Origin of the sequence: Mesorhizobium sp. B263B2A, assembly GCF_020165775.1 — a bacterium.
Classification (GTDB): Bacteria; Pseudomonadota; Alphaproteobacteria; order Rhizobiales; family Rhizobiaceae; genus Mesorhizobium; species Mesorhizobium opportunistum.
The window spans coordinates 75,433-99,862 of the sequence record NZ_JAIUIU010000009.1 but is presented as its reverse complement, the minus strand read 5'-3'; the positions used below and the strand labels follow the sequence as shown (position 1 = coordinate 99,862).

General features: G+C 64.0%; 27 protein-coding genes. All 27 read left to right on the top strand.

All coding sequences use genetic code 11. From position 1 onward, the window contains the following. Window positions 1–164 precede the first annotated feature (164 nt). The 27 genes from flgB to LB568_RS16350 all read left to right on the top strand — a co-directional run bounded on the left by flgB (window position 165) and on the right by LB568_RS16350 (window position 24,416). A complete protein-coding gene (flgB, locus tag LB568_RS16480) occupies window positions 165–545 on the top strand; it encodes a flagellar basal body rod protein FlgB (RefSeq protein WP_013893217.1) in 381 nt (126 codons plus the stop codon). A gap of 2 nt (window positions 546–547) precedes the next feature. Then, on the top strand, window positions 548–964 hold the full coding sequence (gene flgC, locus LB568_RS16475) for a flagellar basal body rod protein FlgC (protein ID WP_013893216.1): 417 nt from the start codon (window positions 548–550) through the stop codon (window positions 962–964). After that, the gene (locus tag LB568_RS16470; RefSeq protein WP_224730640.1) at window positions 961–1,284 is read left to right on the top strand and encodes a flagellar hook-basal body complex protein FliE; all 324 of its coding nucleotides are present in this window, start codon (window positions 961–963) and stop codon (window positions 1,282–1,284) included. Before flgC ends, LB568_RS16470 begins: the two co-directional genes overlap by 4 nt. Before the next feature lie 10 nt (window positions 1,285–1,294). After that, the gene (gene flgG, locus LB568_RS16465) at window positions 1,295–2,083 is read left to right on the top strand and encodes a flagellar basal-body rod protein FlgG (RefSeq protein ID WP_224730639.1); all 789 of its coding nucleotides are present in this window, start codon (window positions 1,295–1,297) and stop codon (window positions 2,081–2,083) included. A 2-nt stretch (window positions 2,084–2,085) separates the two neighbouring features. Beyond that, window positions 2,086–2,634, top strand: coding sequence for a flagellar basal body P-ring formation chaperone FlgA (gene flgA / locus LB568_RS16460; protein ID WP_224730638.1), 549 nt, complete (start codon window positions 2,086–2,088; stop codon window positions 2,632–2,634). Then, complete coding sequence (locus LB568_RS16455; RefSeq protein ID WP_013893212.1) at window positions 2,631–3,872, top strand: flagellar basal body P-ring protein FlgI; 1,242 nt, start codon at window positions 2,631–2,633, stop codon at window positions 3,870–3,872. Before flgA ends, LB568_RS16455 begins: the two co-directional genes overlap by 4 nt. A gap of 3 nt (window positions 3,873–3,875) precedes the next feature. After that, the gene (locus LB568_RS16450; RefSeq protein ID WP_224730637.1) at window positions 3,876–4,460 is read left to right on the top strand and encodes a MotE family protein; all 585 of its coding nucleotides are present in this window, start codon (window positions 3,876–3,878) and stop codon (window positions 4,458–4,460) included. Further along, a complete protein-coding gene (gene flgH, locus LB568_RS16445; RefSeq protein ID WP_013893210.1) occupies window positions 4,457–5,167 on the top strand; it encodes a flagellar basal body L-ring protein FlgH in 711 nt (236 codons plus the stop codon). The genes LB568_RS16450 and flgH overlap by 4 nt, the downstream gene beginning before the upstream one ends. Window positions 5,168–5,183: 16 nt before the next feature. Next, window positions 5,184–5,678, top strand: a complete 495-nt coding sequence (locus tag LB568_RS16440; RefSeq protein ID WP_041164049.1) for a flagellar basal body-associated FliL family protein — start codon at window positions 5,184–5,186, stop codon at window positions 5,676–5,678. Further along, window positions 5,675–6,406, top strand: a complete 732-nt coding sequence (gene fliP, locus LB568_RS16435; RefSeq protein WP_013893208.1) for a flagellar type III secretion system pore protein FliP — start codon at window positions 5,675–5,677, stop codon at window positions 6,404–6,406. The genes LB568_RS16440 and fliP overlap by 4 nt, the downstream gene beginning before the upstream one ends. A 353-nt stretch (window positions 6,407–6,759) precedes the next feature. Further along, window positions 6,760–7,746 (top strand): flagellin, encoded by a 987-nt coding sequence (locus LB568_RS16430; RefSeq protein ID WP_013893207.1) that lies wholly within the window; start codon window positions 6,760–6,762, stop codon window positions 7,744–7,746. Window positions 7,747–8,028: 282 nt separating this feature from the next. After that, window positions 8,029–9,102, top strand: coding sequence for a flagellin (locus LB568_RS16425; protein WP_013893206.1), 1,074 nt, complete (start codon window positions 8,029–8,031; stop codon window positions 9,100–9,102). A 131-nt stretch (window positions 9,103–9,233) separates the two neighbouring features. After that, window positions 9,234–10,883, top strand: a complete 1,650-nt coding sequence (gene fliF, locus LB568_RS16420; RefSeq protein ID WP_224730636.1) for a flagellar basal-body MS-ring/collar protein FliF — start codon at window positions 9,234–9,236, stop codon at window positions 10,881–10,883. 3 nt (window positions 10,884–10,886) lie between these two features. Continuing rightward, entirely contained in the window at window positions 10,887–11,513 is a 627-nt protein-coding gene (locus LB568_RS16415; RefSeq protein WP_013893204.1) for a hypothetical protein, read from the top strand. Further along, window positions 11,510–12,910: a MotB family protein gene (locus tag LB568_RS16410; protein WP_013893203.1), complete on the top strand. Its 1,401-nt coding sequence runs from the start codon at window positions 11,510–11,512 to the stop codon at window positions 12,908–12,910. Before LB568_RS16415 ends, LB568_RS16410 begins: the two co-directional genes overlap by 4 nt. Continuing rightward, window positions 12,907–14,274, top strand: a complete 1,368-nt coding sequence (locus tag LB568_RS16405; RefSeq protein WP_224730635.1) for a chemotaxis protein MotC — start codon at window positions 12,907–12,909, stop codon at window positions 14,272–14,274. The genes LB568_RS16410 and LB568_RS16405 overlap by 4 nt, the downstream gene beginning before the upstream one ends. Next, complete coding sequence (locus LB568_RS16400; protein WP_224730634.1) at window positions 14,271–15,662, top strand: flagellar hook-length control protein FliK; 1,392 nt, start codon at window positions 14,271–14,273, stop codon at window positions 15,660–15,662. The genes LB568_RS16405 and LB568_RS16400 overlap by 4 nt, the downstream gene beginning before the upstream one ends. Then, window positions 15,592–16,179, top strand: a complete 588-nt coding sequence (locus LB568_RS16395; RefSeq protein ID WP_049802348.1) for a lytic transglycosylase domain-containing protein — start codon at window positions 15,592–15,594, stop codon at window positions 16,177–16,179. Before LB568_RS16400 ends, LB568_RS16395 begins: the two co-directional genes overlap by 71 nt. A 221-nt stretch (window positions 16,180–16,400) precedes the next feature. After that, window positions 16,401–17,069: a response regulator transcription factor gene (locus tag LB568_RS16390; protein ID WP_013893200.1), complete on the top strand. Its 669-nt coding sequence runs from the start codon at window positions 16,401–16,403 to the stop codon at window positions 17,067–17,069. A gap of 79 nt (window positions 17,070–17,148) precedes the next feature. Beyond that, window positions 17,149–18,405 carry a flagellar hook protein FlgE gene (locus LB568_RS16385; RefSeq protein WP_224730633.1) on the top strand — a complete coding sequence of 419 codons (1,257 nt, stop codon included), beginning with the start codon at window positions 17,149–17,151 and terminating at the stop codon, window positions 18,403–18,405. A 27-nt stretch (window positions 18,406–18,432) separates the two neighbouring features. After that, window positions 18,433–19,887 (top strand): flagellar hook-associated protein FlgK, encoded by a 1,455-nt coding sequence (gene flgK / locus LB568_RS16380; protein ID WP_224730632.1) that lies wholly within the window; start codon window positions 18,433–18,435, stop codon window positions 19,885–19,887. A gap of 4 nt (window positions 19,888–19,891) precedes the next feature. Beyond that, window positions 19,892–20,935, top strand: a complete 1,044-nt coding sequence (locus LB568_RS16375) for a flagellar hook-associated family protein (RefSeq protein WP_013893197.1) — start codon at window positions 19,892–19,894, stop codon at window positions 20,933–20,935. A 28-nt stretch (window positions 20,936–20,963) separates the two neighbouring features. Beyond that, a complete protein-coding gene (gene flaF / locus LB568_RS16370) occupies window positions 20,964–21,311 on the top strand; it encodes a flagellar biosynthesis regulator FlaF (RefSeq protein ID WP_013893196.1) in 348 nt (115 codons plus the stop codon). Further along, window positions 21,308–21,751 (top strand): flagellar biosynthesis repressor FlbT, encoded by a 444-nt coding sequence (flbT, locus tag LB568_RS16365; protein WP_224730631.1) that lies wholly within the window; start codon window positions 21,308–21,310, stop codon window positions 21,749–21,751. The genes flaF and flbT overlap by 4 nt, the downstream gene beginning before the upstream one ends. Window positions 21,752–21,762: 11 nt before the next feature. Then, window positions 21,763–22,158 carry a flagellar hook assembly protein FlgD gene (gene flgD / locus LB568_RS16360; RefSeq protein ID WP_031250183.1) on the top strand — a complete coding sequence of 132 codons (396 nt, stop codon included), beginning with the start codon at window positions 21,763–21,765 and terminating at the stop codon, window positions 22,156–22,158. A 12-nt stretch (window positions 22,159–22,170) separates the two neighbouring features. After that, complete coding sequence (gene fliQ, locus LB568_RS16355; protein ID WP_013893193.1) at window positions 22,171–22,437, top strand: flagellar biosynthesis protein FliQ; 267 nt, start codon at window positions 22,171–22,173, stop codon at window positions 22,435–22,437. A 335-nt stretch (window positions 22,438–22,772) separates the two neighbouring features. Next, a complete protein-coding gene (locus LB568_RS16350; RefSeq protein WP_224730630.1) occupies window positions 22,773–24,416 on the top strand; it encodes an MFS transporter in 1,644 nt (547 codons plus the stop codon). The last annotated feature ends 14 nt before the right edge of the window (window positions 24,417–24,430 follow it).

Sequence of the window (24,430 nt, the reverse complement as noted above, 5' to 3'; positions counted from 1 at the left end):
GGTTTGCCCTAAATCAAAGGGGTAAAGCCTGATGCCTGGACAAACGGTGCCCGTTTGTCCGAGAAAACCGAGTCACGCTTTTGAGCATCCCGCTTTAGCGGTCGTCCGCAAGGTCCGCGCAAGACTGGCGGCCTAGTCTCTGGGGCATCTGCCCGGAGATTCCCATGGAGCCCGTTTCCCTTTTCGATCTCGCCGCCAAGCAAGCGCAGTGGCTGGCCGTGCGCCAGTCGGCGATCGCCGGCAACATCGCCAATGCCAACACGCCGGGCTACACGGCAAACGATGTCGAGCCGTTCGAAAAGGTGCTCGACCGTGCCGCAGTGTCGCTGCAGGCCACCCAGGCCGGCCATCTCGGCAGCGCCGCGACCAATGCCGGCTTCGCCATCAAGCCGCAGGAAGACGACGGTGTTGTCATGCCGTCCAAGAATTCGGTGGTGCTCGAAGACCAACTTCTCAAGGCCGGCGAGGTGCGCCGTTCCTTCGAGCTCAACACGGCCATCGTCAAGGCGTTCCACTCGATGATGATGATGGCGGTTAAGAGCTGACCATGGACGCGCTGACCGCAGCCCTGAAAGTCGCAGCATCCGGCCTTGGCGCCCAGTCCGAGCGCCTGCGCGTTGTTTCTGAAAACCTCGCCAATGCCCAGTCGACCGGCACCACGCCCGGCTCCGACCCGTATCGCCGCAAGACCATCAGCTTCGTTTCCGAACTCGACAGGGCCTCGGGCAGCTCGACCGTCGAAGTGAACTCGATCGACCGCGACCCGAGTGACTTTCCCGTCGAATTCCAGCCCGGCAACGAAGCCGCCGATGAGAAGGGCTACGTCAAGATGCCCAATGTCAACGTGCTGATCGAAATGGCCGACATGACCGAGGCCAACCGCTCCTACGAGGCCAACCTGCAAGTCGTGAAGCAGGCGCGCGACCTCATTTCCATGACCATCGACCTGATGAGGAACCAATGATCGTGAACGGCATCGGCGCGCTGAACCTGAAGCCTGGGCTGCGCGACACGGCGACGGACCTGCTTCAAGGCGGCGTTGCGCCCGCGGCGCCCGGTAACCTTGGCACGTCCTTCGCCGAAGCGCTGAGCCAGGCCGCCTCCAAGACCGTCAGCACGATGCAGAATGCCGAGCAGGTGTCGATGCAGGCGCTCAAGGGCGACGCCGATACCCGCCAGGTCGTCGATGCCGTGATGAGCGCGCAGCAGGCGCTTCAGACCGCCGTCGCCATCCGCGACAAGGTCGTTTCGGCCTATCTCGAAGTCAGTCGTATGGGCATCTGAGGAGTAGGTCATGAAAGCACTCGCCATCGCCGCCACCGGCATGAATGCCCAGCAGACAAATCTGGAAGTCATCGCCAACAACATCGCCAACATCAACACCACCGGCTACAAGCGGGCACGCGCCGAATTCTCCGACCTGCTCTATCAGGTCGACCGCACGCAAGGCGTGCCCAACCGCTCCAACGCCTCGCTGGTGCCGGAAGGCGTCTCGATCGGCCTCGGCGTCAAGACGACGGCCGTGCGCAACGTCCACACCCAGGGCGAACTGACCAGCACCGGCAACAGTTTCGACATGGCGCTCACCGGCCGGGGCTGGTTCCAGATCGAGGGCGCCGATGGCAGCACGCTCTACAGCCGCGCCGGTGCCTTCAACACCAACGCCACCGGCCAGTTGGTGACCGTGGACGGCGCCAGTGTCATTCCGGCCATCAACGTGCCTGTCGATGCCGTCGAGGTCATCGTCAACAAGACCGGCCAGGTCTTCGCCCGCATCGACGGCCAGACCGACCTGCAGAACCTCGGCCAGCTTCAGATCGCGAACTTCGCCAACGAGGCGGGCCTCGCCCCGCTCGGCGACAATCTGTTCCAGGAAACAACCGCCTCCGGCCCGGCCAATGTCGGCGTCCCCGGCGACCCCGGCTTCGCCACCATCCAGCAGGGCTACCTCGAAGCCTCCAACGTCGATCCGGTCAAGGAAATCACCGAGCTGATCTCGGCGCAGCGCGCCTATGAGATGAACTCCAAGGTCATTCAGGCCGCCGACGACATGGCCTCCGTCGTCTCCAAGAACATCAGGTAACGATGGCCATGCCGATCTCCTGCTCCGCATTCCGCCGCACCGCGCTCGTCCTTGCGCTGGTGACCGGCGGCATGCCGGCTTTCGCCCAGGAATCGACAAACCAATCGGCAGGTCAATCGGCAAATCAATCAGCCACTCAGATCGCCAGCAATCAAGCCGTCGGCGAGGTCGTGCTGATCCCCAACCGGGTCATCTATCCCGGCGAGACCATCGAGCTCACCGCCCTGAAACAGGTGACCCTGATCCCGGGCAAGCACAAGCCCGAGGCGATGGCAACGGTGGCCGAGCAACTCCAGGGCAAGGTCGCCAAGCGCACGCTGCTGCCCGGCCGCTATATTCCTTCGACGGCCATTCGCGACGCGTGGCTGGTCGAACAGGGCGCTGCAGTGCAGGTCTTCTTCATCTCGGGCGGCCTGACGATATCGGCCACAGCCGTGACGTTGCAGCCAGGTTCCGCCGGCGACCTCATCAAGGTTCGCAACAGCGACAGCGGCAAGATCCTCTCCGGCACGGTTATGGCCGACGGAACCATCCAGGTCAGCGCTTCATGATGCGTCCGCTTGCCCTTCTGCTGGCGGCCTTGCTCGGCCTGCAGCCGGCGCTGGCTGACGGCCTGACGCCCAAGGCCAAGCGCGAACTCGCGGCCAGGAATGGCGGCGTCTACGACGATCCCGAATATGATCCGGCCACCACCACCCGCATGTTCCGCGTTTCGCCCGGGCCAAGCTCGCTGCCGCCTGGCCAGGTCGCCTCGCGCATCAAGGATATCGCCCAGCTGCAGAGTTCGCGCGACAACCAGCTCGTCGGCTACGGCCTGGTCATCGGGCTTGCCGGATCGGGCGACAGCCTGCGGAATTCGCCGTTCACCGAACAATCGATCCGCGCCATGCTCGAAAACCTCGGCATCGCCACCGAAGGCGGCAGCGCACGCGCCAAGAACGTCGCCGCCGTCATCGTCACCGCCAACATGCCGCCCTATGTGCAGTCGGGCGCGCGCATCGACATCGACGTCTCCTCGATGGGCGACGCGACCTCGCTTGCCGGCGGCACGCTGATCATGACGCCGCTGAAAGCGGCGGACGGGGAGATCTACGCCGTCGGCCAGGGCGCGGTCATCGTTTCGGGCTTCACCGCCCAGGGGCAGGCCGAGCAATTGACGCAAGGCGTGCCGACCGCCGGCCGGGTGCCGAACGGCGCCATCGTGGAGCGTTCGGTGAAAGCCGAGTTCGACGACCAGGCGATCCTCACGCTGCAATTGCGCAATCCCGATTTTTCGACGGCCATCCGCATCGCCGACGCAATCAACGACTACACCAGCCAGCGCTTCGGCATGCGCGTGGCGGGCGAGCGCGATTCCCGAACCGTGCAGATCAGGCGGCCGAAGAATGTTTCGGCGGCGCGCTTCTACGCCGAGATCGAGAATCTGGTGGTCGAGTCCGACACGCCGGCCCGCGTCGTCATCGACGAGCGCACCGGCACCATCGTCATCGGCAACGACGTCAAGATTTCGCGTGTCGCCATCAGCCACGGCACGCTGACCGTGCGCATTACCGAAGCGCCGCGCGTCGTGCAGCCCGAACCCTTCTCCAAGGGCGAAACCGCCGTCGAGCCATTCACCGCCATCGATGCCAGCCGGCCGGACGCGCGTGTCGCCGTGCTGGACGGGCCGGACCTGCAGACCCTCGTCTCCGGCCTCAACCGGCTCGGCGTCAAGCCGGACGGCATCATTGCCATCCTGCAAGGCATCAAGTCGGCTGGCGCCCTGCAAGCCGATCTGGTTCTCCAATAGGCGATGCCGATGATCCTTTCCCTCTCACCCCATGAAAGACGCCGCTCCGGCGCGATCCTGCTCGCCACAGCTGCCCTTGCGGCCATGTCCTTTGCCGGCAGCGCGCGCGGCGAGGACACCGTTCGCCAGATTCTGCCCGGAGCGCAGCCCGCCGTGGCGCCACAGCAATTGACACGGCAGAAGGCACCGGACCAAAGCGAGATCGAGCGCTTTTGCTCAAACATAGCCGATGCCGCCCGTGACCGCCGCTATGCCTTGCAGGCCGAGGAGCTGAAGCAGCTCCAGGCCGGCATCGACGAGCGCATGAAGGCTCTGGACGCAAAGAAGGCCGAATACGAGACCTGGCTGAAGCGGCGCGAGGTCTTCCTGGCCCGGGCAGAAGACGGCGTCGTCAAGATCTATGCAGGCATGAAGCCCGATGCCGCGGCCGAGCGTCTGGCAATCGTCAACGCAGACCTCGCCGCGGCCATCCTGATGAAGCTCGATTCACGCAAGGCCAGCGTCATCCTCAATGAAATGGACCAGAAGGCGGCGGCGGCGCTCACCGGCATCATGGCCAGCGCAGCTCGAAGGGTAGATCCGTCATGATCCGCAGAATGCTTGTCCTGTGCGCGGTCGCGGCGCTGTCCGGCTGCGGCACCAACCTCAAGGAAGTCGGCAAGGAACCGGCGCTCTCTCCGGTCGGCTCGGGCATAGACGGCGGCGATACCGGCTCCCTTTACAAATATCCCGAGACGCCACGCGCGCCGGTCAAGAAATTCTCGCTGTGGGACGATCGCCAGAGCCGGCTGTTCACCGACCCACGGGCACTGTCGCAGGGCGACATCCTGACCGTCAGGATCAAGATCAACGACCGCGCCAACTTCAAGAACCAGAATGACAGGAGCCGTACCGCCAACCGCAAGCTCGGCTTCGATATCAGCGCGCAATGGGACAAGATCGGCAGCACTGCCGGCAAAGGCGCTGGAGCACTGAATTCCCAAACCGACACGACCGCCGATGGCGAGATAAAGCGATCCGAGACGTTGGAACTCAACGTGGCGGCCATCGTCACCGACGTCCTGCCCAATGGCAATCTGATGATCACAGGCTCGCAGGAAGTGCGTGTCAACGCCGAACTCAGGGTGCTGACCATCGCCGGCATCGTGCGGCCGGCCGATATCGGCGCCGAGAACACGATCCCCTACGAACGCATCGCCGAAGCGCGCATTTCCTACGGCGGACGCGGCCGTATCACCGAGGTCCAGCAACCCGCCTACGGCCAGCAGGTTCTCGACCAGGTTCTTCCGTTCTAGGATTGGGAAGCAAAACGTGGCCAATGTCGAACAGCTTCAGCCTCGCAAGGGTCCTTCCCTTGCCGTCCAGGGCGCCATGCTGCTGGTGGTGACGGCCGCCGCCATCGGCATGGGCTGGATGTCGGGCGGCTATCTCAAGGGTGTCGGCGCACCGTCATCGGTGCCGGCTGCGCCTGAGAATGAGGGCAAGACGGCCGAGCCCGCCGCCACGCATGAACCTGGCACGGGATCGACGCTCGTTGTACTGGCGCCGATCACCACCAACATCGCCTCGCCTGCGGAAACCTGGCTCAGGATGGAAGTGTCGGTGGTCTATGACGCGCCGCAGCCGCCGGCCATGTCGGAAGACATCCATCAGGATCTTCTAGCCTTCGTTCGCACCTTGAAGATGCACCAGATCGAGGGCGCCAGCGGCTACCAGCACCTGAAGGCAGATCTCGACGAACGCGCGTCGATCCGCAGTCAGGGACATGCCAAGCAAGTACTCATCAGGACATTGCTGCTCGAATGAGAAAGTTCCTTCTCGCCGCGGCGCTGATCGGCGCCACCACATCGATTGCCGCGGCCCAGCAATTGGACCTTGGCGGCATCGGCAAGGCCGACGGCACCACCGTCGGCTACATCATCCAGATGTTCGGCCTGCTGACCGTGCTGTCGGTGGCGCCGGGCCTGCTGATCATGGTGACCAGCTTCACCCGTTTCGTCATCGCCTTCTCGATCCTGCGCGCCGGCATCGGCCTGCAATCGACACCCGCAAACCTTATCCTAATCTCGTTATCGCTGTTCATGACCTTCTACGTCATGGCGCCGACCTTCGACCAGGCCTGGAACACCGGCGTCAAGCCGCTGATGGACAACCAGATCAGCCAGACCGAGGCCTTCGACAAGATCTCGGATCCGTTCCGCACCTTCATGCTGCACAATGTGCGCGATAAGGATTTCGACCTTTTCGCCGACCTCGCCCGCGAGCGTGGGCAGACCGTTTCGCGCGACACCGTCGACCTGCGCATCCTGGTGCCTGCCTTCATGATTTCCGAGATCCGGCGCGGCTTCGAGATCGGCTTCCTGATCGTGCTGCCGTTCCTGGTCATCGACCTGATCGTCGCCACCATCACCATGGCGATGGGCATGATGATGCTGCCGCCCACCGTGGTGTCTCTGCCATTCAAGATCCTGTTCTTCGTGCTGATCGACGGCTGGAACCTGCTCGTCGGCAGCCTGGTGCGCTCGTTCAACTGATCGTCCGCACCGTAACGCCTCGCTAGAGCAATTCCAGAAAAAGTGTGACACGGTTTCCGTCCGGAATTGCGTAAAAACAAAGAGATAGAGCGGTTCGCCGTTTCCGTGAAACAGTGAAATGCTCTAGAAGCACCGTCCGCCGAAGAGGCTGGACGGGGTGCGCGGCATCGTCGAAATTTCCCAAATTATTTTCGGTTAACCCTCAGGTTTAGTCCTTTGGTAGGGACTTGCCGCCATATTCGCTCGCAGATGGCGGGTGATCGAAACAACGGTCATTGGCATGATGCCGCTCCGTCATACCGGGAAAGCCGGTATGTCAAAAAAACACCTGTAAAAACAAGGTACGAGTAGCCATGTCCAGTATCATGACGAACGCCGCTGCGTTGACCGCGCTGCAGAGCTTGAACGCCACCCAGAAGAACCTCGACACCACCCAGTCCCGCATCTCGACGGGTTATCGCGTCTCCCAGGCTTCGGACAACGCCGCTTACTGGTCGATCGCTACCACGATGCGCTCCGACAACCAGGCCATGTCCACCGTTTCGGACGCGCTCGGCCTCGGCGCTTCGAAGGTCGACACCGCCTACACCGGCATGGACAGCGCGATCACGACCATCAACCAGATCCAGCAGAAGCTGACTGCATCTTACGGCCAGACGGATGCGTCGAAGGAAAAGACCCAGGTCGAAATCGCCGCTCTTCAGAAGCAGCTGAAGGCCTACGCCGACGGCGCCACCTTCTCGGGTACCAACATGCTGTCGGTAAACAGCGGCACGGCCACCACGGCCGCCGACGTCAAGGTCGTTTCGGCCTTCAATCGCAGCTCCGCCGGCGCGGTTTCGATCTCCACGATCGACGTGAACGTGGAAAGCATCAAGCTGTATGAAGCCGGTGCTTCGGCGACCGCCAAGGGTATCCTCGACACCGACCGCCTCGGCATCAGCGGTGTTGCCGCAGCGGCCTCGGCCCCGACCCTCGGCGCTGCCGCGGCGGCCACCGATACCTATTCGGTCGCCTCGCTGAAAATCTTCTCGGGCACCACGGCCGCCAGCGACACCCAGATCGCGCAGATGATGACCGTCGTCGATGCCGCGCTCAAGGACATGACGAACGCCGCCACCAAGCTCGGCGCCGCCAAGAGCTCCATCGATCTGCAGAAGACCTTCACCTCGAGCCTGATGGACTCTATCGACCGCGGTGTCGGCCAGCTCGTCGACGCCGACATGAACAAGGAATCGACCCGCCTCCAGGCCCTGCAGGTCCAGCAGCAGCTCGGCGTCCAGGCGCTGTCGATCGCCAACGGTTCGTCGCAGTCGATCCTGTCGCTCTTCCGCGGCTGATCGCTCTCACCAACCACGAACAGCACTAGAATATCGGGCCGCGCCAAAAAGCGCCCCCCGATTTGCGTTTGCTCCAGCCCCGCGCAACGCTCGTTCCTTAACCCTCGAAAGCGAGCCATTAACAGGCCGTTAACCATAACGCGCTAGTCATGGTTAACCATTAGCTTACAACGGATTGGCGAATCGGCCTGGTCGGCACGATGGCAATCCATGGGCGGGCCAGCGGCTCGCGAGGGCAATGCCGGTTTTGAGAGACCGGCTCGGGAAAAAGGAGCGAGTTTCTTGGCGAGCATCATGACAAACGCTGCGGCGTTGACAGCACTTCAAAGCCTTAACGCCACCAACAAGTCGCTCGAGCAGACGCAGTCGCGGATTTCGACGGGCTACAGGGTCTCCGAGGCCTCCGACAACGCCGCCTACTGGTCGATCGCCACGACGATGCGCTCCGACAACCAGGCGCTGTCGACCGTTCAGGATGCGCTCGGTCTCGGCGCCTCGAAGGTCGACACCGCCTACACGGGCATGAACAATGCGCTGGATGCGATCGGCAAGATCAAGACCAAGCTGCTTTCGACCGTTGGCCAGACGGATGCCGCCAAGGCAAAGACGCAGACCGAAATCACGGCGCTCCAGGCGCAGATGAAATCCTTTGCCGATTCCGCAACCTTCTCGGGCTCGAATTTCCTTTCGGTGACGTCGAAGCAGGTCGCCGGGAATAATGACGGCGTCCAGCCCGACGCCCATATCGTGTCCTCGTTCAATCGCTCCTCGTCGGGCGCCATCTCGCTCGGAACGATCGACATCAATGTCGAGAGCACCAAGCTGTTCGATTCCGGCCTCGCCGCCGACGTCAAGAACCAGGGCACGCTCGACCGCCAGACCTCCGTCTACTCCACCGCCGCCGACCAAGCCCAGTACGACTCCGCCTATGCGGCCGCGCTCGCCACCGGCGGCACCGACATCGCCGCCAACGCCGCCGGCCAGGCCGCCGTGACGAACACGACGCCCACCAAGATCGACAATGTTTCCGCCTTCAATCTCGACATTACGGCTTCCGGCGTGACCGATGACATCATCACCCAGATGATCGGCAAGATCGACAATGTCATGAGCCAGCTGACCGACCAGGCCACCATCCTCGGCGCCGCCAAGAGCTCAATCGATCTGCAGAAGACCTTCACGCAAAGCCTGATGGACTCCATCGACCGCGGCGTCGGCCAGCTCGTCGATGCCGACATGAACAAGGAATCGACGCGCCTCCAGGCGCTGCAGGTCCAGCAGCAGCTCGGCATCCAGTCGCTGTCGATCGCCAACAGCTCCTCGCAGTCGATCCTGTCGCTCTTCAAGAACGGCTAATCCAGCCGTAGCTGACGGATACCCCACCTCCAATTCACGGGCCGCGCCGCAAGCGCGGCCCGATTTCATTTTCGCACAAGCTTCGGAGATTAGTGTTCCGGCGGAACAGTCATGCTGGGAGTCGCTCTATCGTGCCGGAACAGATCCAGAGCATCATCTCGAATCTCCGCGGTTTTGGTGTGAAGCGCCTCGCCATGCTTGCGGGCATCGCCGTGCTGGTGATGGGCGTCATCGGCATCGCCTCGGTCTATCTCAACCGCCCTGCCTACGACACGCTCTATGTCGGGCTCGATCGCTCCGACGTGAACCAGATCGGGCTGGTGCTGGGCGAGGCCGGCATCGGCTTCGACGTCGGTGCCGACGGAACCTCCGTGCTGGTGCCGGCCGGCACCACGGCGCAGGCACGCATGCTGCTCGCCGAAAAGGGCCTGCCCACCAGCGCCAATGCTGGCTACGAACTGTTCGACAATGTCGGCGCGATGGGCCTCACCTCCTTCATGCAGCAGATCACTCGCGTGCGTGCGCTCGAAGGCGAGATCGCCCGCACCATCCAGTCCATCGCAGGCATCAAGGCGGCGCGCGTCCACATCGTCATGTCCGAACGCGCCAACTTCCGCCGCGACGAGCAACAGCCCTCGGCATCGGTCGTCATCCGCTATGCCGGCATCGACGCCGAGAAAAGCGCCATGTCGATCCGCCATCTCGTCGCCGCCGCCGTGCCGGGCCTGTCGGCCGACAAGGTGACGGTGCTTGATTCCAACGGCAATTTGCTGGCCGCGGGCGATGATCCGTCCAACACCAGTGCTGCCCGCACGCTCGGCGTCGAGCAGACGGTGGAGGCACAGATCGGCGACAACATCCGCCGCGCGCTCACCCCCTATCTCGGCCCGGACAATTTCCGCGCCAGCGTCAAGGCCGAGGTCAACACCGACACCCGCCAGACCGAAGAAACCATTTTCGACCCGAATTCCCGCGTCGAACGCTCCGTGCAGTCGGTGCGGGCCAACGAAAACAGCAACCAGAAGCAGGCTTCGACCCCGGCCAGCGTCGAGCAGAACCTGCCGGAGACCCAGGCGGCCAGCACCGAGGGTCCGCAGACCTCTTCGGCGAACGACCGCAAGGAGGAGATCACCAATTACGAGATCAACTCCAAGAAGATCGCCACTGTCTCAAATGGCTACACCGTCACCAAGATGTCGATCGCCGTCGTCGTCAACCAGGAGCGGCTGAAAACGATCCTGGGCAAGGACGCAACGCCGGAGCAGATCGCCAAGCGCGTCGCCGAGATCCAGAAGATGGTGAGTTCGGCCACCGGTTTCGACGACAAGCGCGGCGACGTCATCGACGTCTCGGCGGTCGAGTTCATCGATGGGCTGGACGGCGAGGCGGTTCCGCAAGCTGGAATGCTCGATTCCATCGGCCAGCATGCCGGCACGCTGATCAATGCCGGTGCCTTTATCGTCGTGGTATTCCTGGTCGCCTTCTTCGGCCTGCGGCCGATGGCGGCCGCGCTGACGGCAAAGGCGACGCCGACGCCCGCCATATCCGGCCCCAACTTCGATGAGGTCCAGCGCTCGTTGCCGACACCGGAGGCAGCCGCTTCAGCCAATGCCGCCGTCGGCGCCTTGCCCAGTGCAAGGCCCGGCGCCACCCCGCTCGACGATCTTCGCCAGAAAATCAGGCCCGCGCCGCAGGAGCGGCTTGCCCGCATGGTCGACATCAACGAGGAACGCACCGCGCAGATCCTGCGCAAATGGGCGGCCCAGGAAGTCGCGGCCTAGACCATGCCCTCCGCAACCCTTTTCGATCTCCTCCCTGATTTCGGTACGCGCGCGCAGCGCGTCAGCCCGCCTCAGGCCACGGTCGACCCTCGGCGGGCCCCTGAACCGGCGGCATCCCAGGCCGATATCGGCACCCTGATCGCCGAGGCGGTTGCCCAGGCGGAGGCCACACTCACGGAACGCTTCTCGGCCGCCCATGAAGCCGCGCTGGAAGCGGAGCGCCAGGCCAATGCCGAGGAAGCGAGAATCTTTCTGGAGAGCTTCGGCGGCGATGTCGGCAACGCCGTGTCGTCGCGCATCGACGCCATGGAGGCGCGTGTCACCGATCTCGTCGCCGCCACGGTCGCCCGCATCCTTGGCGGCGTCGTCAGCGACGACGTGCAGAAGCGTTCGCTTGAAGCGCTTGCCGGCGCGGTTCGTGAAGCTGTCGGCGACAGCGAAGCGGTGCGTATCGCCGTGCGCGGGCCGCTCTCGCTATTCGAAACACTGAAGGCATCGCTCGGGCCGCGCACTGCCAATCTCGACTTCACCGAGGCGCCCGGCTTCGACCTGACCGTCAACATCGACGAAGCGGTGTTCGAGACCCGCATGGCCGAGTGGTCGGAAACTCTGTCCGAGGTTCTGTCGTGAGCGTCGCTGAAGCCGATCACGGCAGGCACGAGATCATCATCGTGCGGCATGCGCATGGCGACCACGACGAAGGTCACCACGGCGGCGTCTGGAAGATCGCCTTCGCCGACTTCATGACGGCGATGATGTGTTTCTTCCTGGTCATGTGGCTGATCAACGCCGCCAACGAACAGACCAAGGCGGCTGTCGCCAGCTATTTCAACCCCGTCAAGCTGGTCGACCGCAACTCGAGCCGCAAGGGCCTGGAAGACCTTGGTGACGGTCCGAATGCAATCGGCGCGACCGCCGAAAGCCCGCAACAGGCGACAGGCAAGAGCGGGCAGGACGGCACCGGTGGCGCGGGCACATCCGAACGCAAACAGGACAAGCAGGAACAACAGCAGTCGGAGAGGTCCGACGAGCATCTCTTCGCCGACCCTTACGCGGTGCTCTCGGAGATCGCCACCGACACCGGCGTCATGCAGAACGTCAGCCAGAAGGGCGACGGCGGCGCGCAAAGTGCCGGCCCGGCGACCGGCGCCTCCGGTGGCGCGTCCTATCGCGATCCCTTCGAGCCGGATTTCTGGTCGCAGCAGGTCGCGGCACCGGGCGCCGAGGCGAGTGCCCAGCGCCCCAGGATCGAAGGCGACCCGGTCAAGCCGGGCGACAAGGCCGCCGAGACACAGGTCGCCAAGGTCAAGGCCGTGCCGCCGGCACCGCCTCTCAAGGACGCGCCCCTCGAGCCCTTGGCCAAGGATGCGGCCGCGACGATGGCCAAGGCCAGCGATATCAAGGCCGGCGATACCAAGGCCAGCGATACCAAGGCCAGCAATGCAAAGGCTGGAGAAGGCAACGCCGCGGAAGCGGCCAAGGCGGACGCCACCCTTGCCAGCCGAGAAGCCGCGAAGCCCGAAGCCGCGAAGCCCGAAGCCGCGGAAAAAGCTCCGACCGCCGCCGCGCTGAAGGCGGCGGCCGATGTCAAGCGGCAGCTGGCCGATGCCTTCAAGCCCGGCGACAAGCTGCACGATGGCGTCTCGGTCGAGGCCACGGACAAGGGCGTCGTCATCTCCATCACCGATCGGCTCGACTTCGGCATGTTCGAAGTCGGCTCGGCCTTGCCGAGCCGCGAACTGGTGCTGGCGATGGAAAAGATCGGCCGCATCGTCAACAGCCAGAAGGGCACCATCAGCATCAACGGCCACACCGATGCACGCCCCTTCCGCAGTGACAGCTACGACAACTGGCGGCTGTCGACGGCGCGCGCCCATTCCGCTTACTACATGCTCGTGCGCGGCGGCGTCGACGAACGCCGCATCACCGAAGTCGCAGGCTTCGCCGACCGCCAACCAAAGGATCCGGCCGATCCCATGGCGGCGGTCAACCGTCGCATCGAGATATTGATGGCGGCCGGCGGATGAGGCGGGTGGCCGTCACCAGCCGCTTGATGGGCCTGTTGCTGCTGGCCGCCGGACATCCATCGTCCGGCTTCGCCCAGGATGCGCTGCAGCCCTATCAGCTGGTGCGCTCGCTGCAGCTCATCCAGGACCGCATCGCCGCCGGCGATCACGCCGCCATGCCGATGCAGGCCAAGCTGCTCGAGATGACCGATGCGCGTCTGCGCGAGGCGGATGCGCAGGATTTCGAGGACCCAAAGAACTTTCGCGCGCTCCTGGTCTACGGCATGAGCGGCGGCAATCCGGTGACTGTCGAGGCAGCCGTGTCACGTGCCGCCGCCGATCCGGGTGACCTGGCCATCGCCAAGGGCGTGATCGACTATCTGAATGGCCGGCCCGGCGACGCGATCACAGCCCTCGGGCCGATCGATCCGATGGCGCTGCCCGGCGATCTCGGCGCATTCCTGGCCTTGGTCAAGGGATCGCTTCTAGCCGGCGACGATCCAGCGGCGGCACTCAAATTGCTCGATGAGGCCAAGCTGCTCAGCCCCGGCACGCTGGTCGAGGAAGCGGCCTTGCGGCGCTCGGTCGGCATTGCCGTGGCGCAAGGCGACGCGGCGCGTTTCGCGCTTGCTTCCACGCAGTATGTCGAGCGCTACCTCTATTCGCCCTATGCCAGCCAGTTCGCGGATTCTTTCGTCTCCGGGGTCATCGCACTGCACATGTCGATCAGCCAGGACAAGCTGGCCGACATCACCTCGATGATGGATCCCGAGCGCGAGAAGGTGATCTATCTGCGCATCGCCCGCCGTGCCGCGATCGACGGCCTGAACGAATTGTCGGCCTTCGCCTCGACGCGAGCCGAACAGGGCCGCGACGGCAACACCAATCAGGATGATCCGCGCGCCCTGCTTTATTCCAGCCTGTCCACCGTGACCTCGGACACCATCGAGGATGTGCGCACCAAGCTCGGCAAGATCGATCGCAGCAAGCTGTCGGATGGTGACCGCGACCTGCTCGACGCCGCACAGGCCATCGCCGGTGAAGTGGTGGCGCCACCCGCTTCTCTTCCAGCCGCAAGTCCGGCGCCCGCGGCAGCTGCGCCGACGCAACCCGAAGTTACCGCCGCGCAGGCCGCCGACGCCGCCGGGTTGCCACCCGTCGAAGGCGCTGCCTCCGAACAGCCCGCAGTTACGCCAGCCAGCGGCGTCGCGACCGTTGCGCCAAGCGCGCCGGTTCCTTCGGCCGAAACCGCAACCGTCCTCCCGGCCTCGGCGCCCGCGGCCTCGGCCAGCCCTGACAAGACCGACCCAACCGACGCCGCCATGATGAAAACCCGTCGACAGCTCGACCTGATCGACCAGATGCTTGGAGCCGCCCCGAAATGACACCCAGCCTCGGCCCAGGCCTGCCAGGATTTACCGCCGCGCGCACCACGGCGGACCAGCCGGCCGCGCCGGGAAAGAAGGATGATGACGGTTTCGGCAAGATGGTGCACGCCGACGCGAACCCGGCCCGCCCGGAAAAGCAGCCGCCGACAGAGGCCGGGTCGCGCGATCCGCGCTGGAGCAAGCTCGCCGCTGGCCTTGCGGCGCAGGCGGGCGAGGACAAGCCGATGCCGGACGGCAAAGCTCGGGCCGCACGGGCCGCACCGACCGGATTGACGGCGGCGAAATCCACGAAGGACGGCAAGGATGCCCGGGCTGCCAAGGACACCGACGCTGAAACACCAGTGTCCGATGCCGGTTCAACGCCGCTTGACGATCATCTGCCGCTTCTGATGGCATTTCATGACCTGCGCCATTTCTCGACATCGACCAAGTCGGCCGACGTCGGCGAAACCGGCCAGGACGCCGCTGTCGAGGGGCAGGTTCTGCCGAAGGGCTACCGGCCGAAGTCGGCCGCCAGCAATGGCAACGTCGAACCTATGTCGAAGCCTGAGCGGGCGTCGCTCGTCGACGGGCCGTTGACGAAACTTGACGAGCCTTCCGCGCGCGACGCCGCTGCTGGCGCGCCGCGGCGCGCCAATGCGATCGCCGCCGGCCCATTGCCGGAGACGACCCCGGCCGACGTGCCGGGCGTGGATCCGAAACAGGCGACGCCACGGCTGAAGTCTATCGCCGACGTTCAGTCTTCGTTGCGTTCCGAACCGGGAAAACGGCTCTCGACGGCGGGGCGCATCGATGTGGTTTCCGAGCGCAGCTTCCCTGCCCCGCCGCAGGCGCCGATGAGCCAGGCAGCGCTCAGCGTGATCGGCGCCATAACCGCCGATGGCGGCCCGCGGCAGGTGCATTCGACGGCTTCCGCGGCTACCCAACTGGCCAGCCCTGTTGCCGTTCCGACACATGTGTTGAAGATCGAACTCCACCCGGCCGAACTGGGCATGGTCGCGGCACACCTTCGCCTCTCCGGAGAACAACTCACGATTGAACTGAAGCCCGAAACACACGACGCTTACCGTCGGCTTTCCAGCGATAGCGAGGCTATCGTCAAGTCGCTGCGCGGCCTGGGCTTCGAGGTTGATAAGGTCACCATCATGCAACCGTCGGTGGCCGTTGCGGCTGCAACCCGGACGGATGCAACCGCGTCGATGACCGCGGTGCCTGGCCGCGACCAGTCGTCCTTTCAGCCCGGAAATTCCAGCGGCGGCAATGGCGGAGCCGGCGGCCAGCAACCGGGCCAGCAATCCGCAAGGGGTAACCACGATGACGCGCAAGCACACGGCCGCGCCGTTTCGCCTTCTCGCGAGCGCGCTGGCGGCGATATCTTTATCTAGCTTTGCGGGCGGCGCCGCTGCCGCCACCAATCCCTGCGAGCCGGAGATCCTGCGTGCCGCCGACCGCTACGGCATACCTGCCGGCATCCTCTACGCGGTTGGCCTGACAGAGACCGGCAAGAAAGGCAGCCTTCAGCCTAACGCATTGAATATAGAAGGAAAAGCAGTCTTCCCGAAAAGCCGTACCGAGGCACTTGCCACTTTCGCCAACGCCCAGCGCGAGGGCAAGACGCTGATCGATCTCGGCTGCATGCAGATCAATCATCACTACCACGCCTCGCATTTCCGCAGCGTCGAGGACATGCTCGACCCCCGCCAGAATGTCGACTACGCGGCACGTTTCCTGGCCGATCTCCATGCCCGCCACGAGACTTGGTCGATGGCCGTCGCGCGCTATCATGCCGGTCCCGACAACGATCCGGCGCAGAAGGTCTATGTCTGCCGGGTCATCGCCAACATGGTTGCCACCGGTTTTGGCAAATGGACAACCAACGCCCGCTCCTTCTGCAACCCATAGGCGTATTTTCAACCTCCAATATGCCCGCCGCGCCGCACCGGGGCGTCATTTTGACTTCGACAAGACTTGGCCTCCCAAGCACATCTGGCTGCACGCTAATGCAACCGGCACGATTCCAGACTCCCAAGAAACTAGTTACAAGAAATGACCGTGTTCAGGATTCCCGCCACCGGTTACGCCTCTTTCCACGGGGCAAATGTGCTGATTCGGAGGCGGGGCCGATGATCGTTATCGTTGACGAGCGAGAGCTCGTAACAGAGGGATACAACTCACTTTTTGACCGCGAGGGGGTCGCCTGCGCAGGTTTCGCGCCCGGCGAGTTCGGCGAGTGGGTGAACTCGGCCGCCGACGCCGATCTGCGCTCGGTCCGCGCCTTCCTTATCGGCGACTGCCGCGAAGGCTCGATCTCTCCACGCCAGATCCGCGACCGCACCGGAGCTCCCGTCATAGCTCTCAGCGAACAGCATTCGCTGGAAAACACGCTGCGGTTGTTCGAGAGCGGCGTTGACGACGTCGTCCGCAAGCCCGTCCACATCAGAGAGATCCTAGCCCGCATCACCGCAATCCGCCGCCGCGCCCAGGAGGATGTCGCCTACACCGAGATCGGCGCCATGCGCATCTTCATGGACGGCCGCGATCCGGAGATCGACGGCCAGCCGCTGCCCTTGCCGCGCCGTGAACGCCGCATTCTCGAATATCTGGCGAGCAACCGCGGCCGCCGCGTCACCAAGACCCAGGTGTTCAACGCCATCTATGGCATCTTCGACGAAGAGGTCGAGGAGAACGTGGTCGAAAGCCACATCAGCAAACTGCGCAAGAAGCTGCGCGAGAAGCTGGGCACTGACCCGATCGATTCCAAACGTTTCCTCGGCTACCGGCTGGTGTTCTGATGCCGTATCGCGCCAGCTTCGCGCAAGACAAGGCGCGTAGCCTCGCCGCCAGTGGCATGGATATTGCGGAGACATCTCGATGAGCCTCTACGGAATGATGCGGACCGGCGTTTCCGGCATGAACGCACAGGCCAACCGCCTGTCGACGACAGCCGACAACATCGCCAATTCCGATACCACCGGCTACAAGCGGTCCTCCGCCGAATTTTCGACGCTGATCATGCCGTCGACGGGTGGCGCCTACAATTCCGGCGGCGTCACCACGACGATCCGGCAGGCGGTCAGCGATCCGGGCGTGCTCCAGTACACCACGTCTGTCTCCGACCTTGCCGTCAGCGGCGATGGCTTCTTTGTCGTCCAGGACCCGAGCGGTACGCCCTATCTGACCCGCGCCGGCGCCTTCGTTCCCGACGCGCAGGGCCGCCTGGTCAACGCGGGCGGCTTCCAGCTGATGGCCTACAGCTACGCCAACGGCACGCCGGCTGCGACAGTGAACGGCTTCGAAGGTCTGGAGCCGGTTGTCATCTCCGACCAGGGATTGACCGCGACTCCGAGCACCGCGGGTAGCTTCAGCGGCAATCTGCCTGCAGGTGCGACAGCGGTCGCCACTGCCAACCTGCCCGGCGCCAACGCGGCCACCGCACAGTACACCTCGAAATCGTCGATGGTCGCCTATGACAACCTCGGCAACAAGAAGCTGCTCGATGTCTATTTCACCAACACGGGTACAGGCACTTGGCAGGTGGCGGTTTTCGACCAGTCGAAGGCGACGGCTGGAACATCGTTCCCCTACACCGGCGGCGCACTCGGCACGGCCAACCTGACCTTCGACACCACCACCGGCAAACTCACCGGCACGCCCACCAGCGTTTCATTCACCGTGCCGGGCGGCGCGAGCCTCAATCTCGACCTGTCGACGCTGACGCAGCTCGGTACCGGCTTCACCGTTTCCGACGCCCAGGTCAACGGCAATGCGCCGAGCACCATCGACAAGGTCCAGATCAGCAAAGACGGCACCATCTACGCCCAATACAAGGACGGCACCTCCAAGCCGCTCTACAAGATACCGCTGGCCGACGTTCAGAGCCCGGACCAGCTCAAGGCCCTTCCCGGCAACGTCTATGCCCAGGGCACTGATTCCGGTGCGGTCCGTGTCGGCTTCGCCAATGAAGGCAAGGCCGGTTCCATCATCTCCGGCGCGCTCGAAAACTCCAATGTCGATATCGCCGAGGAACTCACCGACATGATCGCGGCGCAGCGCAGCTACACCGCCAATTCGAAAGTCTTCCAGACCGGTTCCGACCTGATGGACGTCCTTGTCAACCTGAAGAGATAAACCGGGCGTCGCCCGTGAAAGACCAGCATGTCGCTATCCTCCGCATTGAGTATCGCCCAATCGGCGCTTATGAATACCGCGCGGCAGACCAGCGTTGTCTCGCGCAACATCGCCGACGCTTCCAATCCGGATTACACGCGCCGCATCTCCGTCATCACCAGCACGGCGCCCGGCGCTCGTTTCGTTGATGTCCAGCGTGCGGCCAACGACCTGCTGTTCCGCCAAAACCTCGGTGCCCTGTCGGCGTACAGCGGTCAGAACGCGCTCTACAGCGGCATGGATCAGCTGGACGTTTCGGTCAACGGTGTCGACAACGCGTCCTCGCCCTCGACGGCGATCGCCAATCTGCAGCAGGCGCTGCAGCTCTACGCCACATCGCCGTCCAATCAGAATCTCGGCTCGAGCGTCATCGACGCGGCCAAGCAGGTCGTGCGCTCCCTGAATGAAGGCTCCAAGGCCATTCAGGATTTTCGAACCCAGACGGACGGCCAGATCGACACGGCGATCAAGGACCTCAACTCGCTGCTTGGCCAGTTCCAGGACGCCAACCAGGCAGTCATGTCCGGGACCCGTTCCGGCACCGATGTTTCCGACGCTCTCGACCAGCGCGACGCGCTGCTGAAGAAGATCTCGAACTATGTTCCGATCTCGACCTTCACGCGCGGCGACAACGATATGGTCATCACCACGGGCGACGGCACGACGCTATTCGAGACGATACCGCGCACGGTGAGCTTCACGCCGGCGGCCGGCTATGCCGCCGGAGCCGCTGGCAACACCGTCTATATCGACAACGTGCCGATTTCGGCGGGAACCGGTGGCAACACAACCGCCAGCGGCACGCTTGCCGGTCTGCTGCAATTGCGCGACGGCGTCGCCTCGACCATGCAGAGCCAGCTCGACGAAACCGCGCGCGGCTTGATCACCGCCTTTGCCGAGACCGCACCGTCGATGCCCAACGCCGCCGGCCTGTTCACCTGGTCTGGCGCGCCGGCCGTACCGGCGGCAGGCACGCTCGTCAACGGCCTTGCCGGCACGATCAGCATCAATGCCGCGATGGATCCAAGCGTCGGCGGCAATCCGACATTGCTGCGCGATGGCGGCGCCAACGGTTTGGCCTATGTCGCGAACACCACGGGCGGCGCCTCCTATTCCAACCTCCTGATCGCTTATGGCGACCAGCTCGACAAGCCGATGACGTTCGATTCCGCGGCAGGTATTTCGGCAACGTCCAGTGTTTCCGACTACGCCGCCAATTCGATCGGCTGGCTCCAAAGCGTGCGCCAGCAGGCTTCGACCGCCGCCGACGCCAAGGAGGCATTGGCACAGCGCAGCGCCGACGCGCTGTCCAACGCGACCGGGGTCAATATCGACCAGGAAATGTCGCTGATGCTCGATCTCGAACACACGTATCAAGCATCGGCCCGGATGATGAAGACTGTCGACGACATGATGACGGCGCTGTTGAGCGCGGTGGGATAAAGCCATGACTTCCGTCTCTTCTGCCGCCCTTTCGAACGCCGCGCGCTATCAGCAGATGCGCATGCAGGCCGATCTTGTCAAAGCCACGAAAGAATCCTCGACCGGCAGGATCGCCGATGTTGGACTTGCGCTGGGTGGACGCACCGCCCAGTCCGTCACCTTTTCGCGCGATCTCGACCGGCTCAACGTCATTGTCGATTCGAACGGACTGGTCGCGGCCCGGCTTTCATCGACCCAGACCTCGCTCGGCCAGCTCTCAAGCGTCGCGCAGACCTTCCTGTCCAGCCTGACCACGGCATCGTCGGGCGACAACTCCGACAGCCTGACCCAGTCGACCGGCCAGACGACGATCCAGCAGCTTGCCTCGATCCTCAACACCAGCGTCAACGGCGAATACCTGTTTGCCGGCACCAACACCGACGTCAAGCCGATCAACGATTTCACCGCGCCCGGCTCACCCGCCAAGGCCGCCTTCGACGCCTCTTTCGTCGCCAATTTCGGCTTCCCGCCCAATGACCCGCTCGCGGCCAACATCACCGCCGCCCAGATGGACGACTTCATCACCAACGACGTCGAGCCGCAGTTCCTCGGCTCTGGCTGGCAGACCAACATGTCGAATGCCACCGACCAGCAGATCGTCAGCCGCATCGCGCTCAACGAAACCACCGAGACCTCGACCGGCGCCAACAGCGACGGCATCAAGAAGCTTGCCATGGCCGCTGCCATGGTCAGCAGCCTGATGTCCACCAACATCAGCCAGGCTGCGAAAGATACGATCGTTAGCCGCTCGCAGATCTTGGTCGGCGAGGCGCTGAGCGGCATCGCCCAGGTCCAGTCGGAAACCGGCATCGTCCAGAAGCGCGTCTCGGACGCCAGCGACCGCATGAAGACGCAGGTCGACCTGTTCGAACGGCACATTCTCGATCTCGAAGCCGTCGACCCGGCGGAAGCCGCGACCCGCGTCGCCGATCTGACGCAGCATATCGAGACGTCCTTTGCTCTGACAGCGCGCCTGCAGCAGCTCAGCCTGTTGAATTACCTGACCTGACAACTCCAGCGGAACGGTAGAGCCAACGATGTACCAATTCTCCTACGCCGACGTCCAAAGCACCTCCGTCTCGGACGCCAAGGACCGTGAGCGTGAGCTTTTGACCCGCTCGATCGACATGCTGTCGGCGGCCGCCGCCGCCGGCCAGGATTCGATGGAGGCGGTGGAGGCGCTGCATTTCACCAACCGTGTCTGGACGACCTTCGTCGAGGATCTCGGCTCCAGTGACAACGCGCTTCCCAAGGAATTGCGCGCCAACCTGATTTCCATCGGCCTGTGGCTGCTGCGCGAGGCGGAGGATATCCGCCAGGGCCGCACCGACAATTTCGAAGGGCTGATCGAAGTGTCCCAGATCATCCGCGACGGCATTCAATGACCAACACGCTGAAGATCTCGTTGAAGCCGAACGAGAAGATCTACATCAACGGCGCCGTCATCCGCGTCGACCGCAAGGTCACCGTCGAACTGATGAACGATGTGCAGTTCCTGCTCGAGAGCCATGTGATCCAGGCCGAAGAGGCCTCGACACCGCTCAGGCAGCTGTATTTCATCCTGCAGGTCATGCTGATGAACCCGGCCGGCGCGGACGAAGCGCGCGAGATGTTCCGCCGCTCCCTGCCGCTATTCCTGGCCAGCTTCGAGGACGCCGAGATCCGTGGCACGCTGAAGCAGATCGACCGTATGGTCGGCGAGGACCATATCTACGAGGCATTGAAGGCGATCCGTTCGCTTTATCCTCTCGAACGCCGCGCGCTTGGCGGCAATGACGATGTTCCGGGCGCGTCGCGCCCGCTTGCCGTGGGAGCACGCTGCTAATGACCGTGGACATGACGACGACGATACCGGTTGGCTCCAATTCGACCACCACGTCGACCTCGAAGACAGCGGTCGACTACCAGTCCTTCCTGAAGCTTCTGATCGCCGAGATGAAGAACCAGGATCCGACCAAGCCGATGGATTCGACGCAATACGTCGCCCAGCTCGCCACCTTCTCGCAGGTCGAGCAGTCGGTTCAGACAAACACCAAGCTCGAGCAGATCATGCAGTCCTCGGCACTGTCGCAGGCCGACGCGATCATCGGCCGCACGATCACCTCGGCCGACGGCAAGACCACCGGAACGGTGGCTTCGGTGACGCTCGCCAGCAACGGACTTATCGCTGTGCTGCAGGACGGCACCCAGGTTCCCGTCGGCGCAGGCGTGTCCATCAAGCCGGCAAGCTAGGCCAACCGCCACATGAACGAGGCCGACGCACTCGACATCGTCCAGTATGCGGTGTGGACGGTGCTGACCGCGTCTGCTCCGGTCGTGCTGGTCGCCATGGCGGTCGGCATCGGCATCGCCCTCATCCAGGCGCTGACGCAGGTCCAGGAAATCACCTTGACCTTCGTCCCGAAGATCGTTGCCATCATGCTTGTGGTGGCGCTGACCGGCCCGTTCATCGGCGGCCAGATATCGGCCTTCACCAACGTCATCTTCGAGCGCATCCAGAACGGGTTCTGAGCCTGGAAGTATCCGTTTTGATCAAGGGGTTTTAGGGACCCATTCTTGCTGCGCTTTGAGGAGGGCGTTTGCGAGGGTCGGCATGGAGCTTTTCCTTCACTTGCATGCCGGCGGCCAGACCGCGGGCCACCTCCCGAGATGCTGCATGCCGCGAGGCGCGTTGAGATAAGGCATCCGGCAAGCCAGCGGAAACGTGGCCCTTTGCTATCCCCTTGTTGGACCATGATCTTCCGCGCAAGACATTCGCCCTTTGCGGCGCGATGCCATAGTTTCGGCAAACCATCCGGGGAAACGGATCAGCGCAAGGATCAGCACGCCGTGGCAGGAACCCATCCATGATCGACGAAAAACCGGAAAGCGAAGGCGTCTCGGCGCTGGCGCCCTTCCGGCATGGCATCTTCCGCGCCGTATGGGCCGCGAGTCTCGTCTCGAATTTCGGAGGCCTGATCCAGGGCGTCGGCGCTGCCTGGATGATGACCACGATCGCCACCTCGCCCTATCAGGTCGCGCTGGTCCAGGCCTCGACCACCTTGCCGATCATGCTGTTCGCGCTCGTCGCCGGCGCCATTGCCGACAGCTTCGACCGGCGCAAGGTGATGCTGGTCGCACAGAGCTTCATGCTGGTCGTCTCGGTGCTTCTGACCGTATTCACCTACTACAATTTGCTGACGCCCTGGACGCTTCTCGCCTTCACCTTCCTGATCGACAGCGGCACGGCGCTCAACAGCCCCTCCTGGCAGGCTTCCGTCGGCGACATGGTTCCGCGCAACAAGGTGCCCGCCGCCGTGGCGCTGAACTCCATGGGCTTCAATCTGACGCGCAGCGTCGGCCCGGCGATCGGCGGCATCATCGTCGCCGCAGCTGGCGCCGCGGCCGCCTTCGCGGCGAATGCGGTGAGCTATATCGGCCTCATCGTCGTGATGGCGCGCTGGAAGCCTGATGTCCCGGTATCGACCTTGCCGCGCGAGTCGCTGGGCGCGGCCATGGGCGCTGGCCTGCGCTATGTCGCCATGTCGCCCAACATCGGCAAGGTGCTGGTCAGGGGCGCGGCCTTCGGCTTCAGCGCTGGCGCTGTCCTGGCGCTCCTGCCGCTGGTGGCACGCGACGTCGTCAAGGGTGACGCCTTGACCTACGGCATCATGCTCGGCGCCTTCGGCATCGGCGCCGTCGGCGGCGCGCTGATCAGCGTGCGGCTGCGGCAATTGCTCTCCAGCGAGACGATGGTGCGCTGCGCCTTCGCCGGTTTCGCCGTCTGTGCCTCCAATGCGGCGATCAGCCAGCATGCCTGGCAGACATCGCTTGGCCTGCTGGTTGGCGGTGCCTGCTGGGTGATCGCGCTCTCGCATTTCAACGTCACCGTGCAGATGGCGACGCCGCGCTGGGTGGTCGGCAGGGTGCTATCGGTCTACCAGACCGCGACCTTCGGCGGCATCGCGCTTGGCAGCTGGATCTGGGGCGTCGTCGCCGATGCGCATGGCGCCGAGACGGCGCTGATCGCAGCCGCCATCGCCATGCTGGCCGGCGGCGCCATCGGCCTTGTGCTGCCGCTGCCGCAGCAGCAGGTGCTGAACCTCGACCCGCTCAACCGCTTCAAGGAGCCACATCTGGCACTCGACCTGAAGCCGCGCAGCGGCCCCATCGCCATCATGATCGAATATGTGATCCGGCACGAAGACGAGGCGGAATTCCTCGCCACCATGGCCGAACGCGGACGCATCCGCCGCCGCGACGGCGCCCGCAACTGGACGCTGGCGCGCGATCTCGAAAATCCCACGATATGGATCGAGCACTATCACACGCCGACCTGGCTCGAATATGTCAGGCACAATAGCCGCATCACCCATGCCGACGCCATGGTCGGCGAACGCCTGCGGGCGCTGCACAGCGGCGACGAGCCGCCGCGCGTGCGTCGTGTGATCGAGCGTCCGACGACCGCCGGCACGGCGCTCGTGATGGCCAAAGGACCGATCGAGCACTGACGCCTAAGTTGCGC